At 54.3% G+C, this 15,424-nt stretch carries 15 protein-coding genes; 8 read left to right on the top strand and 7 right to left on the bottom strand.

Annotated features, from left to right (window positions below):
- Window positions 1–42 precede the first annotated feature (42 nt).
- Window positions 43–1,071, top strand: coding sequence for a J domain-containing protein (locus ACWI0H_RS04730; RefSeq protein ID WP_101145890.1), 1,029 nt, complete (start codon window positions 43–45; stop codon window positions 1,069–1,071).
- 39 nt (window positions 1,072–1,110) lie between these two features.
- Window positions 1,111–1,542: a hypothetical protein gene (locus ACWI0H_RS04725; RefSeq protein WP_101145889.1), complete on the top strand. Its 432-nt coding sequence runs from the start codon at window positions 1,111–1,113 to the stop codon at window positions 1,540–1,542.
- Here ACWI0H_RS04725 and ACWI0H_RS04720 read toward each other — a convergent pair.
- Window positions 1,459–3,963 (bottom strand): mechanosensitive ion channel family protein, encoded by a 2,505-nt coding sequence (locus tag ACWI0H_RS04720; protein WP_101145888.1) that lies wholly within the window; start codon window positions 3,961–3,963, stop codon window positions 1,459–1,461. The genes ACWI0H_RS04725 and ACWI0H_RS04720 overlap by 84 nt on opposite strands.
- A gap of 144 nt (window positions 3,964–4,107) precedes the next feature.
- Here ACWI0H_RS04720 and ACWI0H_RS04715 point away from each other — a divergent pair, with 144 nt between their 5' ends.
- Together ACWI0H_RS04715 and ACWI0H_RS04710 are read left to right on the top strand one after the other, a co-directional pair.
- Window positions 4,108–5,118, top strand: a complete 1,011-nt coding sequence (locus ACWI0H_RS04715) for an amidoligase family protein (protein ID WP_101145887.1) — start codon at window positions 4,108–4,110, stop codon at window positions 5,116–5,118.
- A 69-nt stretch (window positions 5,119–5,187) separates the two neighbouring features.
- Window positions 5,188–5,886: a gamma-glutamyl-gamma-aminobutyrate hydrolase family protein gene (locus ACWI0H_RS04710; protein WP_008957692.1), complete on the top strand. Its 699-nt coding sequence runs from the start codon at window positions 5,188–5,190 to the stop codon at window positions 5,884–5,886.
- Here ACWI0H_RS04710 and tpx read toward each other — a convergent pair.
- Window positions 5,869–6,369 (bottom strand): thiol peroxidase, encoded by a 501-nt coding sequence (gene tpx, locus ACWI0H_RS04705; RefSeq protein ID WP_101145886.1) that lies wholly within the window; start codon window positions 6,367–6,369, stop codon window positions 5,869–5,871. The two genes, ACWI0H_RS04710 and tpx, sit on opposite strands and share 18 nt — an antisense overlap.
- Before the next feature lie 136 nt (window positions 6,370–6,505).
- On the opposite strand from tpx, the gene ACWI0H_RS04700 reads away from it, so the two are divergent.
- Window positions 6,506–7,222, top strand: a complete 717-nt coding sequence (locus ACWI0H_RS04700) for a glutamine amidotransferase (RefSeq protein ID WP_101145885.1) — start codon at window positions 6,506–6,508, stop codon at window positions 7,220–7,222.
- A gap of 6 nt (window positions 7,223–7,228) precedes the next feature.
- On the opposite strand, the gene nfi is transcribed toward ACWI0H_RS04700, so the two are convergent.
- From nfi to ACWI0H_RS04685, 3 genes are all read right to left on the bottom strand, one after another.
- Entirely contained in the window at window positions 7,229–7,912 is a 684-nt protein-coding gene (gene nfi, locus ACWI0H_RS04695; protein WP_101145884.1) for a deoxyribonuclease V, read from the bottom strand.
- A 143-nt stretch (window positions 7,913–8,055) separates the two neighbouring features.
- A complete protein-coding gene (locus tag ACWI0H_RS04690) occupies window positions 8,056–9,771 on the bottom strand; it encodes a DEAD/DEAH box helicase (protein ID WP_101145883.1) in 1,716 nt (571 codons plus the stop codon).
- Between the two features lie 91 nt (window positions 9,772–9,862).
- Entirely contained in the window at window positions 9,863–10,051 is a 189-nt protein-coding gene (locus ACWI0H_RS04685; RefSeq protein WP_035559269.1) for a hypothetical protein, read from the bottom strand.
- 252 nt (window positions 10,052–10,303) lie between these two features.
- Between ACWI0H_RS04685 and ACWI0H_RS04680 the strand changes: the two genes are divergently transcribed.
- Window positions 10,304–10,501 carry a CsbD family protein gene (locus ACWI0H_RS04680; protein ID WP_008957698.1) on the top strand — a complete coding sequence of 66 codons (198 nt, stop codon included), beginning with the start codon at window positions 10,304–10,306 and terminating at the stop codon, window positions 10,499–10,501.
- Window positions 10,502–10,596: 95 nt separating this feature from the next.
- Window positions 10,597–11,079, top strand: coding sequence for a PRC-barrel domain-containing protein (locus tag ACWI0H_RS04675; protein WP_035586732.1), 483 nt, complete (start codon window positions 10,597–10,599; stop codon window positions 11,077–11,079).
- 93 nt (window positions 11,080–11,172) lie between these two features.
- Here the strand turns inward: ACWI0H_RS04675 and ACWI0H_RS04670 are convergent, their stop codons facing one another.
- Both ACWI0H_RS04670 and ACWI0H_RS04665 read right to left on the bottom strand, forming a co-directional pair.
- Window positions 11,173–12,165, bottom strand: coding sequence for a glutathione S-transferase family protein (locus tag ACWI0H_RS04670; RefSeq protein ID WP_101145882.1), 993 nt, complete (start codon window positions 12,163–12,165; stop codon window positions 11,173–11,175).
- Window positions 12,166–12,257: 92 nt separating this feature from the next.
- Entirely contained in the window at window positions 12,258–13,181 is a 924-nt protein-coding gene (locus ACWI0H_RS04665) for a LysR family transcriptional regulator (protein WP_101145881.1), read from the bottom strand.
- Between the two features lie 436 nt (window positions 13,182–13,617).
- Between ACWI0H_RS04665 and ACWI0H_RS04660 the strand changes: the two genes are divergently transcribed.
- The gene (locus tag ACWI0H_RS04660; protein ID WP_101145880.1) at window positions 13,618–15,345 is read left to right on the top strand and encodes a peptidoglycan DD-metalloendopeptidase family protein; all 1,728 of its coding nucleotides are present in this window, start codon (window positions 13,618–13,620) and stop codon (window positions 15,343–15,345) included.
- Window positions 15,346–15,424: the final 79 nt, after the last annotated feature.

Below are 15,424 nucleotides of genomic sequence, written 5' to 3'. Positions count from 1 at the left end.
TGCACAAGACCACTGCCGCCTTTTCATCTGTGGAGCTAGGAAATGTCCATTGCCCGTTTTTCACCCTTTGAGCTGCTGTTATTAAAGAGCCGCAGCCAAGTGGATACGGCAACCCTGCTGTTGTTGGCTTGGGTGCTGGTGCACCGCCAACACGTTTCTGAAGGCCAGCGCCGTCGTCGCCTGGCCCAGGTAACCGCACAGTTTCGCCACGGGCATGAGCTGGGCCCGGTCATGAGTATTGCGCATAGCCAAGACTTGCAAGCGATCCAGTTAGCCGCCGAGGTTGTGCGCAAAGAGTGCGGTAAAGAGCGCAGCCTAAGCGTTATTCACCAAGCGATTACGGTTGCCACCGATGATGGCGAGCTGTCGCTTGCCAACCACTATATTTTACGCTTTTTTGCGGACTTACTAAGCGTTGCCCCCACCACCTTAAACACCCTATTTAAGGAACTGACGGGCACACCGCTGGCCAGCCCTGAAGACCCTAGTCGTGATACTTATTGGCAAACCCACGATCCAGATTACCATGCCCGCAAAGCACGCGATGCCGCAGCGGCCGAGCAGCAGCAACAACAGGCCAATGCACGAGCAGAACAGCAGCAGAGAGAGAAAGAACAACGCCATCATCAGAAGCAGCAAAAACAGCAAGAAAAGCAACAAGAGAAGCAGCGGCGCCAAGAGGAAGCCCGCCAGGCGCGGGAACAAGCACAGCAGCGCCAGCAGGAACAGGAGCGCCAACGCCAGCGCGAGCAAGCCGAGCGGGAGCAGCAACGCTCACGACAGCAAGACTCGCAACAGCAACGCAGTTCTTACCAGGAGGAGCGACGCAATAACCACTCACGCCAGCAGCGCGCTTCACCACCGCCTCCCGATCGCACCACACGGGCGCTTTCCATTCTGGGACTTAACCCCGGCGCTACCCGCATAGAGGTTCGGCACGCTTATCGGCGTATGGCACAATTACACCACCCAGACCGCTACTATTCAGAAAGCGAACAACAGGTAGCATTGGCCTCGGCACGCTTTCAACGTATCAAAAACGCCTATGATTATTTGATGCAAACTTACTGAGACCATGCAACGCCAGCCTAAGAGAAACCATAGCCACCTATGCGCGATTTGTACCAGCGCCTCGCGATCCCCCCCGAGGCTAATGAGCAAGCGATCCAACACGCTGTGACGAGTTGCCAGCATAGCGCGCTACGCCAAGATGCCGAGGCGGTATTTAGCGTTGCTGAGCGCCGCGAAGCCTACGATACGCTGCACGACACTGTAAGCGATATTGGCAAGTTACGCGCACGCCTGGGACTCAGCCACGGCGCCCACTGGCAAGGCGATGTAGCTAATGACTTTTCGCTGCCTCCCGATCATGCGATCTCGCGTCACGACGAACTGGTTGACCGCGTTAGCCACGCGGTCTCTTTGTATAACCGTTGGCGCCGCTTACGCGGGCCGTGGTTACTCATCGCCGTGTTCGCCGCCGGTGCTGGCATAGGTGCCGGCCTGGGGCTTGCCTTGTGCTGGGGGCTTTTGCCGGTGTGAGGCGGCGCGATTAGGCGTCTCATCGTGCTTGCGCGCCTGCTCATCGCGCCGTATTTCTGCCTTGGTCGGGCGGGGTGCCGGCTTCGGTGGTGCGGGTTTCTTATGATCGTCTGTGTCTGTTTCGCTTTCTTGCTCAGTATCTGACTCACCCTGGTCACTTTCTGGTGCTTCATTGTCCAGCGAAAACGACGTGCCCGCGGTCGCCTCCATGCGGTCTTCTGAGCGCGATTCCATACTGATGCTGAGACGCGGCACGCCCAGGTCGATCTCTTGAGCTTCCATGCGCTGTTTGAGCAGCAGATTAAAGGCCCGCGAAACATCCCACTGCATTTCTGGCGCGGTGCGAAAACGCATACGCAGGATCGGGCAGCCATCTTCAAACCCCTGAACCCCCTGCATTTCCAGCGGTGACCAGATGTAGTGACGCATCATCGGGTCGCGGCGCAGCTCCTGAGCGGTTTCCTGCATCAGCGTAATGGCATCGTCGATTTTCATATCAAACGGAATACGAATTCGCATCAGCGCAATGCCGAACTGCCGAGACATATTATGAATCGACTCAATGCGGCTAAAGGTGATGATATGCACGATCCCGTCCAAGTCACGAAGGCGAACCGTGCGCAGCGTCAGCCCCTCGACCGTGCCCATGTGGTTATTGATCTGCACAAAGTCATCTACCGCCAGGGAATCTTCGATCAAAATAAAGATGCCGGTGATTAGATCCTGCACTAATGTTTGGGCACCAAAACCAATCGCCAGACCAATCACACCAGCACCGGCTAACAGCGGTGTCACGTTGACACCCAGGTTCGCCAACCCGGCGATGACGGCAATAATCAAGATAGTCACGAAGATGACGTTGCGAATCATCGGCGTGATGGTTTGCGCCCGGGCCTGATTGACCCGCCGTCCGCGTGAGCGCGCCGACGAGGTAAGCGCCCGCTGAATGGCGGTGTCGGCAAAAATCCACACCAGCCACGCCAACAGCACCGTGGCGCCAAGACTGACCAGCGCTTGCCCAATGCGGGCGCTAGCGACTGCTTGCTGGCCCAAGCCAAAGAATGAACTGCCCCACACTTGCATTGAGAGTTCAGCAAACACCATCCATGCAAAGATATGGGCGAGAACAAAGCCGAAACGCTCTAAGCGTTTGCGGTATTGGCTCTGACGATGACGGTGACGGCGCTTGCCCATCCGCTCCGCTTGGCGGCGCAGCAGCCCGGTCACTACCAGCGTAAGCACCAGCAGGCTGGCAGAGATAATTGAGCGCGCCAGCGCAGTGCCGACATCGCCAACGGTAATAAAAATCGCCAGCAGCGAACCACTCACCAGGAGTAGCGCGGGAATGTGCCATAGCCCGCCCAGCGAGCGGATCATCTCAACCGCAGTGCTGGCGTCACGGCGTTGTTTGAACGGTCGGTTGCAAATCAAATGACGCACTGGGCGTTTGAATTTAAGAATAAACCGCGCTGAAAGCAGCGCCGCCAGCATATTGGAAAGCACCGAGACCAGGCTCGATAGTTCGCTGCCCAACAGTTCGACCAAGCGGGTGGAATTAGCCGCATCGCCAAGCGCAATCAACGCACCAATCACAAACATACCGCGCAGGGCATGCTGCTGAAGCAGTTGAACCGCCGTAAACCGATGGCCGCGGCTAAAGAAGGCGATGACCGTTTCAAACACCACCGACAGCGCCCGCCCGCATAGGCAGATATAGGCCACCACGAGCACCAGCGTCCGCCCAGGACTATCAGGTAATACTTGGCCAATCCCGAGCGTAATCGCAAACGCCAACGCCCAGGGCAGCATACGGCGCAAGAAGTGCACCGCCATTAGCCAGGCTTTGGGGTCCCGCGGCAGATCCAGTGGCCACTCTCGGCGGGTAGCGACCATGCGCCCAAAAGCAATCATTACCACCAGCAGCCCGATCCAAACCAGAGCCAGGACAGCTCCTTCAGCAACCGCACGAATGGCTTCGCCTTGGTCGGCACCATCGTTCAGGGCGCGTAAATCGTCCGCCCCCTGAACCAGCTGACGTGCCCACTGGTCAACCGGCGAGTCGCCTGCCTGCGCCTGGTCGCCAAGGTCGCTTAGCGTATCGGCCAGGGCCCCCAGCAGCCCTTGGCGCACCACGCCCTCATCATCGGTGGCAGCATCTGCGGTTACCTGCAGCTCGCGCAGCGACGTGAGCAGCTCAGTGCGCTGCTCCTCGTTTTCAAGCATGGTGATGACGTCAGTTAACGAGGCCTGGAACTCTTCGCCACTGACCTCAACTTCCTGCTCCTCAGAGCCACCGCCCAAACCGGGTATTGACACCACTTGCGCCTGGGCCTGCGTGATTGCCATGCTCGTCAGTAGTAGGCTTGCCAATACAAACAAGACAACGCCTATTACCGCGCTAATTAACCAGTGCTGTCGCACGCCTTACTCCTGAATATTAATCTGAATGGCGTCCTGCTTACCGTTTTACCGCCGCTTTAGTTTATAGCCCTTAGGAATGCACTCAGCCTCAACGCGTGACTATGATAGGCTGGATGCTTAAACGTTCACCTCAAGGATGCCGAGATGACGCTACAAGCTCCACCTAACCGCTTAAACAGTCATGGGAATATCCGGCAGGTTGGCGTCGAAATTGAATTTGCTGGCCTGCCACCCCGAGACACGGCGATGATCGTACGTGAACTGTTTGGCGGGGAGCTTAACGTGGTAAGCCCTCATCGGCTACTAGTAGAGAATACCCGCTGGGGCGAATTTGGCATTGAACTCGACACTCAGTACGCTCACCCTGACAAAGCCCTACTGGAAGACCCTCACGCTCAAGACAGCGAGTGGGCACGCCACCAGCACCAACGACGAATCCAGTTCCATCAAAAAACCCGCGAACTGATTGGTGATATGGTCACTGGCCTAGTGCCTACCGAAATTGTTTGCCCACCGGTGCCCTGGAATGAACTTGAAGATTTAGACGCACTGTTTGCAGCACTACGAAAGCATGGCGCCAAGGGCACCGATGCTAGCTTGATGTATGGGTTCGGGTTGCATCTAAACCCTGAAGCAGAGCGCTTTGACGCCGACTATTTGCTTGCCATGCTGCGCGCGTATTTATTACTTGCCGGATGGCTGCGCGATGAAATTAAAGTCGATATTACCCGCGAGGTACTGCCCCATGCCAACCCCTTTCACAAAGCATACGCACTAAAGGTTCTGGATAGCCGCTACTCACCTGATCTGGACACCTTGATTGACGACTACCTGCATCATAATCCAACGCGCAACCGTGAGCTGGATATGTTGCCGCTGTTTGCTTATCTGCGCCCTGACCATGGCCATGAGTTACTGCATGCTCAGCTTACGAAACCACGTCCCACTTTTCACTATCGTTTACCCAATGCCCAGCTTTCCCAACCGGGTTGGGGCTCGGCAATGGAGTGGAACCGCTGGGTGGAAGTTGAGAAACTTGCCGCTAACTCGGACGCGCTGCTCGCTCGCTGCGCTGAGTATATTGCCGAACATAACCGACCGATGCTGACCCGCGTAAAAGAGAAACTGAGCCGCTGGCTGCGTCGCGAACGCTAATTTTTAATGTTCCATTTTCAACTTCACATTTTTCAACTTTATTTCTTGTCACAGTGAGTAACCACCTGCATGTCTCGGCCGCTTATCGGAATTACCACCTCTGACCGCAAAAGCCACTTAGCATGGTGGTTTGATTGGTTCGCCGTCTGGCGCCATGGCGGCAAACCGCTGCGGTTATCGCCTTCACGCCCCCAGCCTGACCATTTAGATGGTTTAATCATTGGTGGCGGTGATGATATTCAGGCCCACCTTTACGGCGGCGAAGTGCAGCTGGATGTGCGCCTCGACCCGGCACGGGATGAGTTGGAGCTTGCGCTGCTTGAACGGTTTATTCCGCTGCATACGCCCGTGTTGGGCATTTGCCGGGGGGCACAATTAATCAACGTCCACCTAGGTGGTACCTTAGACCCGGATATTTACACCACGCATGAAGGGCTAAAACGACGCCGTACGGTACTGCCGCGCAAAACCGTCGATATTGTCGGCGCGAGTAAGCTACATCGGTTGCTAGGCGTGACGTGGTGCCGAGTTAACAGTCTGCATCACCAAGCTGTTTATGGCGCAGGCAAAGGGATAGAGATTGTCGCCCGCGACCGGGATGGATTGGTACAGGGCATCGAGTCACGTGAACATGAATTTTTAATTGGCGTGCAGTGGCACCCCGAGTGGCTAATTTTCAACCGCCCCCAGCAACGCTTGATTCGCGCGCTGGTGACGGCATCACGACGTCATGCTAGAAAACGCCTGCTGTCAGCTCAAGACGGCTAACGCTGCGTCGTAATCTGGTTCGTTTTTCAGCTCGCTTACCAACTCACTGTGTAGCACGCGATTATCGGCATCCAGCACTACTACCGCACGAGCACACAGCCCCTCCATCGAGTTATTACACAACGCGACGCCCCAGTCTTCACGAAACTCTGGGTGGCGGAACGTAGACAGCGTTTCAACGTTATCCAGCCCTTCTGCACCGCAGAAGCGCTTGGCAGCGAAGGGTAAATCAGCCGAAACTACCAATACCACGGTGTCAGCAAGGTTTGAGGCCAGTTCGTTAAAGCGACGCGTCGACATCGCGCAGGTAGGCGTATCCACACTGGGAATAATATTAAGCACCTTACGCTTGCCCGCATAGGTCGCAAGCGTAACGTCTTGCAGCTCAGTGTTGGTCAGCGTCATTTTAGGTGCTGCCTGATCTTTAGCAGGCAGTGTGCCAGCCACATCCAGCGGCTCGCCCGCACGGGTAATTTGTTGCATTATCGTTTCCTTATGTCGTTAATAACGAATGAATTCTTACCATCCAAGAGGCCATGGTAGGCTATCATCATGCCTTTGTGCTCTTCCTGAAAGACCTTTGTTTAACATTTGCGTTTCATCGTACCGAGGGAGTGATATGGCCTGTGTATTAATCGTTAAAACCGGCGATGCTTATCCAGAAGTCGTCGACCAGCACGGCGACTTTGAAACGCTATTTGAAAAGCAGCTTAGTACTGCCCTACCTGCGCATTTAGAGGTACAGGTGTGGGACGCGCGACGCAACCCTACTCCACCCGCTCTAGACACCTTGGCAGGCATACTGATCACTGGCTCGCATAGCATGGTTAGCGATGCAGAGCCCTGGAGCGAAGCACTTAAACCATGGCTGCAAGACGCGTTGGCAAACGATACGCCCATGCTGGGCGTTTGCTATGGCCATCAACTCATGGCCGCCGCTTTTGGCGGTGTCAGCGATTACCACCCAGCGGGCCGCGAGTCGGGCACTCATACAGTGCGGCTGACGCTGGCCGGCCAACAAGACCCACTATTTAGCCAATTACCGGAAAGTTTTGCGGCGCACCTTTCCCATGCGCAGTCGGTCATGCAGGCGCCCCACGGCTGCACCGTGCTGGCCCACAACAGCCACGACGCCCATCAAGCACTGCGCTATGGCCCGCGCCAATGGAGCGTACAGTTCCACCCCGAATTCAACGTACCTGTCATGCGCGCCTATATAGAGCGCCAACGCGCTGCGTTACGCGACCAGGGTAAGAACCCTGCAAGCCTGTCAGCGGAGGTGACTGATGCATCAGACGCAGCCAGTCTGCTCACGCGCTTCCTCGCGTTTGTATAGCCCCGACTAACGCTGATCTCGCCGCGACGCTAATCGATCGGCAAGCCGTGTAGGTTCAGGCAGTTTGGTACGCCCTAAACAGCGCATCACCCAATTAAGCGACGTTTCCAGGGTGATGCGATGCCCTGGTGACACATACACCGGCTTTACCTTGGCACGAGAGCGCAGCACGGCCCCAATAGTTTCTTGCCCCGCGTAAAGCGGCACCCAGTCGCCGCGCTGCTCGCCCACTTCAGCGTGTTTGCCATATAGGCGTGATTTGGCAATCCCAATAGTGGGCAAATCAAGCCACAGCCCTAAATGCGCCGCCACACCTAAGCGCCGTGGGTGGGCAATTCCCTGCCCGTCGACCATGACCAGTTCAGGTGACACGCTGAGCTTTTCAAACGCCCCCAGCGCCGCTGGAATTTCACGAAACGAGAGCAGGCCAGGAATATACGGCATGCGGGTGGGCTCACGATGAACCATTTGTTCCACCACGTTTAAGCTGGGTGCGGTAGCAGGGTCCCACTCCAGCAACACTACGGCTGCCCGGGTTGTTTCGCCGCCATCTTCAAAACCGATATCCACTCCCGCAATATGCTTCACAGGGGCCAAGCGGTCGGATAATTCCAACCCCTTCGCCAACTGTGTCTGTAATGCCCTCGCTTCCCTAGGTGCTAAATTCCATTCGTGTAGCGGTGCGGACATGTCATCCTCCCTGACAATAATCAATCCAATGAATGAAGAGTAAGGTAGCAAAAAAACGCCCCCGCACCAGTAAAGGAGCGAGGGCGTTTGAGATTTTCTCAGTTGCCGCTTGGCGGCAGCTGATTAATCCTTACGGCGAAGACTTAGGCGCGTTCGCGACGACGAACCGGCGCATCGCCTTCGTCACGACGGCGGCGCGGAGCGCGCTCAGCCGGGGCGCTGTCTTCGCTGATTTCCAACGGACGACCGGCCACACGGGCACGTGCCATCTTGGTCAGAATCGTCGAGGGCAAGCCGCTCGGCAGTTCGACGACAGAGAACGCGTTGCGGATATCGATACGACCGATACGCGCGCCTTCAATGCCGCCTTCGTTGGCAAGAGCACCGACTAACTGACCCGGCTTCACGCCATCTTTATGACCTACGGAGACGCGGTAGCGCGTCATACCTTCGGTCGGGCCGCTAGTGCGTTCACGACGGGCACCCGGCTTACCAGCAGGAGCGCCATCACGCGAGGGCTTCTCTTTACGTGGTGCCTGTAGGCGACCAATCGGCGGCTCATCAGCACGCGCCATCGCGGCAAACGCACACGTTAGCTCGATCGGGTCGTGGCCTTCTTCGATCAGACGCTCAATCAGAGCACGCTGCTCTTCGGCGCCTTTCGTCAAGGAGGCAATCACGCGCTCATGGAAGACTTCATCGCGATGAGCGCGAATAGCGGCTTCGTCAGGCAGCGGCATTTCGGTCATTTTCTGGCCGGTTGCCTGCTCCATCCAGCCTACTTTGCGGCCTTCACGGAAACCAGCAAAGGTAATCGCAATACCGCTACGACCCGCACGGCCCGTACGACCAATACGGTGCGTGTAGGCTTCTGCATCTTGCGGCAGATCGTAGTTAATAACGTGCGTAATACGCGACACGTCAAGACCACGGGCGGCTACGTCGGTGGCAATAAGTACATCGACTTTGCCACGCTTCAAGCGCGTAATAGTACGCTCACGTAGGCTCTGGTCCAGATCACCGGACAGGCCAGCGGCGTTAACGCCACGGGCAGTCAACTGCTCAACTAGCGTGGTACAAGCGGCACGGGTACGCACAAAGACGATAGCGCCATCGACCGGTTCGACTTCGAGAATACGCGACAGAGCTTCAAGCTTAGCGCCACCGTCAACGCGTACAATGCGCTGTTCGATGTTTTCGCCAGTCGTGGTTCCCGACTCAATCGCTACTTTCACAGGGTTAACCAAATAACGGTTAACAATGCGCTCGATTTCAGTCGGCAGTGTTGCCGAGAAGAACACACGCTGAGCATCTTTCGGGGTATCGGCAACCACGCGTTTTACGTCGTCGATAAAGCCCATGCGCAGCATTTCATCAGCTTCGTCCAGCACTAAAGCGGACAGGCCATCTAGCTTCAGGCTACCGCGGTCCAGGTGGTCGATAATACGGCCGGGGGTACCCACAACCACTTGTGCGCCACGCTTAAGGGCGCCTAGCTGTTCACGGTATTCTTGACCGCCACAAAGGGTCGCTACTTCGAGACCTTTGAGGTTTTGGCCATACTTACTAAACGAGGCAGCTACTTGCTGAGCTAGTTCGCGAGTCGGTGCCATTACTAGCACTTGCGGTTCGCGGCGAGTCAGCTCTAAACGTGACAGTAACGGTAATGCAAACGCTGCAGTTTTGCCGGTGCCGGTTTGTGCTTGGCCCAGCATATCGCGGCCTTCAAGCAGCGCAGGGATGGTTTGCGCTTGAATCGGCGAAGGAGTTACGTAGCCCTGAGATTCAACAGCAGACAGAACGGCAGGCAAAAGAGCAAGATCGCCGAAGCTCGGCGAAGCGACAGAAGTCGAGGTCATTAATCACACCTTGGTAGGCCGGTAAGTACCGGCAAAAAACATCATAAGCGTCCCTGACTCTGTTATCGCAAAAACGCCAATCAAATGGTCGTTATCGAAAACAGGCACCGCCGTAGCGGTCATAGCCATCAATGGAGTCGGAGACGCCGGTCGCACCTAGCATCCGGTTGGCAAACACCGCATTCGCGGGCCAGCCGTTGTGGCGACCTTCTGCGCCGATTTCACCCGTGTGGTGAAATACTGGAGGCGCGCCATCTACACAGCAATGAACATCTAGCAATTGGCAAGATGTTCCCGCAAGCGATACTGCTAATAACTATTAATGAAGACTCATCAATAACTATGCAAGTAAACGCTCACCGTCGTGATGGAGGGGTCAGCACATGCGAGGAGCGCGCATCCTAACATCGCATTTTGCTTCTGACCAGCACTTTTAACTTACACCACACTGAATCAGGGACTTGCGCTCATACAAATATGGTCTAACCTAGAAAGGACCTAATCAAGTTCACTACTCTCAAGGAGCGATGCAATGAACTGGGATCAGATTGAAGGCAAATGGACAGAAATGAAAGGCAAGGCTCGGTCTAGCTGGGGTGAGTTTACCGATGATGAACTGGATCAGATCGGCGGTAAGAAAGATCAGCTAGTTGGCAAGCTTCAGCAAAAATATGGCCTTGAGCGTGAAGAAGCAGAGCGTCAGGCAGACGACTGGGCTGATAAGCAGTAAACCTGTATTTACAGTACCTATATTTCTATATTTACAGAAAAGTTTTCAGTAAACATTTTTATTGATCATTTATCGTAGCCACATGGAGAGATGCTATGCGTAAGACAATCCTCACAACAGCGATTGGCACGGCCCTACTAGGAAGTTTTGCTATGAGTGCTCACGCGCAAAATGAGCCTCAAGGCATGTATTCTGCCGATGACATTCTCGATGCAGAAGTCTATTTCGCCGGCGGTTCCGGTGAGGAAATCGGTGACGTTGACGACATCTTGTTCGATGAAGAGATGCGCATCAGTGCCATTGTTATCGAAAGTGGTTCCGTACTTGGACTAGGCGGTCGTGAAATCGTGGTAGATACCGATTACTTCACGCTGGAAACCGATACAGAAGAAGACGGTGATACCGAGCATCGCATCATGGTCGAAGCTAGCCAGGAAGAAGTCGAAGCCTTCCCCGCATATGATAACGATTGGTGGGAGCAGACTAAAGCCAACGCCCGTGATGCTTGGCAGACAACCCAAGAAGGTGCTGAAAGCGCTTGGCAGCGCACGCGAGAAGCAGTAGATGCTGACGAATAATGGCTAAACGCTATCGTTAGATTGACTGAATAGCGAAGTTTAAAGGGCCGCCTAATTAGGCGGCCCTTTTTGATGCGAATTGTTTGTGGTGGACTATTTACGTCGTACGCCCTGCCCCGGCAAACGCTCCCGGTCATGAGCACGCTCAAAATCAAGCAGCGGGCCCGCTGGCACAATCCGCGTCGGGTTAATCGTGTCGTGGCTATAATAGTAGTGGCGTTTGATGTGATCCATATTGACGGTCTCCGCCACACCAGGCCACTGATAGATCTCTCTCACGTAATTGGAAAGATTGGGATAGTCTTCAATACGCTTAAAATTGCATTTGAAATGGCCGTAATAAACCGCATCGAAACGTACCAACGTGGTAAACAGACGAATATCGGCTTCGGTCAACCATTCACCTGCCAAGTATCGCTGCTCTGCTAAACGCGCCTCCATACGTTCCAAAGCGTCAAAAAGCGCTTTCACGTGTTTTTCGTATACCGCCTGCTCGGTAGCAAAGCCCGATTTATAAACCCCATTATTAATGTGGTCATAAACATCAGCGTTAACGTCATCGATCACGCTGCGTAGGTCTTCCGGGTAAAAATCCAAGTCGTTGCCGGTCAGTTCATCAAACGCACCATTAAACATACGCAGCAGATCGGCAGACTCATTATTCACAATGGCACTGCGCTGCTTGTCCCATAGCACGGGCACCGTGACGCGGCCGGTATATTGCGGATCGGTTTTGGTGTAAAGCTGATGATGGAAGTCCACCTTGTTAATCGGGTCACCACTAGCGCCTTCATCCTGGCGGTAGGTCCAGCCTTGGTCGAGCATTAGTGGGCTGACATGAGAGGTGCCTATCAGCGACTCCAACCCTTTCAGTTTGCGCATGATCAGTGTTCGATGCGCCCAAGGGCACGCAAGCGATACATATAAATGGTAGCGATCTTTTTCTGCAGGATAGCGGTCGCCATCTGTTTCGGGCTCGGCGCCCACCCAGTCGCGTAGTTGGGCGGATTCACGTACAAACTCGCCACCGTGTTTTTTGGTGTCATACCACTGGTCTTGCCATTTACCATTAACGAGCAGTCCCATGGGGCGTCTCCTGAAAGTCTTTCGGGTGCTTGGCTAGATGCCTTACGCTTTTTTCAGCATACCCCCGCCTCAAGGATGCTCAAGCGGATGTTTTACGCCTTTTCGTTCGAGTGAGTCGAATCATGCTGGGCACACTCGCTAATCACTGCCTGTTTTAATGCAGCGGCCATCGCATGAGCCGCAGGCCCTGCCCGGTCTCGGTCGCGGAAAATCAACTGAATAGGTATTTCACGAATACCGCCGGCAGGTAACGGCAATACCTTTAATTGGCCGTTTTTTAACTCCTCACCAATACGTGTTTCTGGCATCCAAGCAAATCCCAGTCCACGCCGCAGCATATCAAGCGATGTATTGAGATGAGTAACGGTCCATCGCTGCTCCGCTTTCAACCAGCCCGCGTTGGTTGATTGACGCAGCGCTGAGTCGCGCACTACCAACTGGCGGTGTTGAGCCAGGTCTCGCAGATCCAACGAGCGGCCCAACTGATGCAGGGCATGTTGAGGATGCGCAACCGCCACAAAGCGAACCGTTACCAGCGGCTCGCCTAAAAAACCTTGCGCCTCAATGCCGGAGACCACCAAGTCTGCGCGGCCATCGTAGAGCATTTCAATGCCCCCATTGAGCACACTTTCGTGCAACTGAACACGCACCTGAGGATACGTTTCAGAAAAGCGCTCGAGCGCCTTGGCTTGAGCCCCCGTTGGAAATACCTGATCAATGGCCACCACGATTTCTGCTTCTAAGCCGGCGGCTAACCTGGTAGCCACATCTTCAAGCGAGGCTGCGCTTTCGATTAACTGGCGCGCACGACGAAGCAACAGCTCACCCGCTTCAGTTAAGCGTACTTGGCGGCCAATGGGTTCCAGCACCTGAACGCCTAGCTGCTCTTCTAATTTATGCACGGCATGGTTGAGCGTAGAAGGGCTTTTATGTACGGCTTCTGCCGCTCGCGCGAAGCCACCATGGTCAACCACGGCAGCCAACATTTGCCATTGTGAAAGTGTTACCCGGGACATTTCGATTTCCTCAACGCAATACAGCGGAACAATGCGCTTATTATTCGAAAAAACATGACTAGAATGCCAGGAAACAGTCTTCAATGCCGCCTATGTGTATAAAAAGCCTGTTACTCCTCTTAAGTAATGGGTATTGAGAAGTTTGAACACTGGGATGCTATATAAATTTTAGACATTTGCTATATTTATGCTTTAGAAAAATCAGTTTTCGTCTATGATTGGTACAGAGTATGTAGTTAGCCTGCTTTTTCAGTTACATTTGTTAGCAAACGGTGTTTATAAATAGTAATCTTTGTCTATTCTTGCCATAATTCTTTTTAATTAAATTTTATGTATAGACATACAGTCTATTCACCCTTGCCCTCATGGGGTATGGTTCCTGGGTTTATGCGCTTAACTGTTGCTTTTAATCACGAACTCGGCGGTCCATTTACCCATGTTGCGAATCCTTTATTCGCTGCCCCGCACGCACAAATTATTACTGTTACCTGTGGCCACTATGGTCACTGTGCTGGGCACACAGAAGTTACTGACGACATACCAAGATCTAAATCAATCACACACACCGCTTGAAAGCGTGCTGGTTCCGCTTCCTAGCGATTCTGCTCCGGGGGTTCCTTCCCTGCGTCAAGAACGCACGCCGGTAGCAGATGCGATCGATCGCGCTTCACGCGCCCTCGACGCCACCCGCGACAATATTCCTCTCAGCGAATTAACCGCTACCGAGATCGTAGATCTCGATATGAATGTCATCTCCAGTGCACAAGCAGATATGGCCGGACAAGCCGCCTTGGGCGACGAAGTAACGGTACTTAATGCCGCAGCCCTGGATGCACCAGCTCTTGATATCGCAACGCTAAGTGGCACAGGGCTTAATGACGGCGCTTTGCATATGGCAATTGTGCTGGGCACCCTCTCTAGCGGCATGCTGGATGCAGACGACGCTTCATCAGTTGAAATTGCCGATGCCACTTCTTATGAGGATTACGGTACTGAGCTATTTGGTGACATCTCATTTCTGGATCTAGAACTGGCAGCTGAAGAGCCGTTTGTTCCTGAGTGGGAAACGCATATTGTTGAATCTGGCGAAACGTTCGCTTTGCTGGCACAAAATGAATTAGGCCTTGGGTACAGCGAAGTGTTGGCCCTGCTTGAGGATTTGCCCGATCAACGCATGCTAACCAACTGGCGCGCCGGACACAGCTTTGATTACCAGCTAGACGAAGATGGGCGTTTACTTTCCTTACGCATGATGAAAAATACCCGTGACGGTATTTTATTGGAGCGTGATGCAAACCACTTCGCTATCACCACTATTGAGCGGCAAGGTGAACCTGTTCAACGCCTTTATGCCGGTAGCGTCAGCGGTAGTTTCGCGCGGTCAGCCCAGGCAACTGGCTTAAACAGTGGCGCGGTGACGGAACTGACCAAGCTACTTGAGAAGAAGCTCGATTTTCGGCGGGATAGCCGCCGTGGCGACCGTTTCCAGGTACTGGTGGAATCAGACATGATCGACGGGGAAACGCTTGATTCGCGAGTGCTGGCGGTTCAATACAATGGCGAGCGCATGGACCTTACCGTTGTACGTAACGCTACCGACGATAACTTCTATACGCCTGAGGGCAGCAGCCTAGACCCTGCGTTCTCACGCCATCCTTTTGAAGGCAGCTACCGCTTAAGCTCGAACTACAATCCACGGCGTAAGCACCCGGTAACTGGCCGCATTAGTCCGCATAATGGTACTGACTTTGCTATGCCAATTGGCACGCCTGTAACAGCGCCTGCCAATGGTGTCGTTGAGCGCGTGAGTAACCACCATGCGGCAGGTCGTTATATCGTCGTTCGTCATGACAACGGTTATCGTACCCGCTACCTACACCTTTCCCGCCCACTGGTTAGCCAGGGTGAGCGTGTAACAATGGGCGAGCGCATAGCGTTATCAGGCAACACTGGCCGCAGCACTGGCCCTCACCTGCATTATGAAGTCATCGTCAACAACTCACCGGTCAATGCGATGACCGTCGCCCTGCCCGAAAATACCAGTTTAAGCGGCGATACGCTGATTGCGTTCCAGAGCCAAGCAGCTCCGATCCTGGCCACCTTAGAAAGCGGTGAGACAGGTCCGGTTAGCGTAGCTACCTTTCAGCAGGAAAATGACGACTAACCTCGGTATTCATTGATGCTGAATTGAATATGCTTAAACGCAAAACACCGCCCTTCGGCGGTGTTTTGCATTGTGTCAC

It is taken from the genome of Halomonas sp. NYA30 (assembly GCF_976980765.1).
This window is presented reverse-complemented; position numbering and strand designations above follow the sequence as displayed.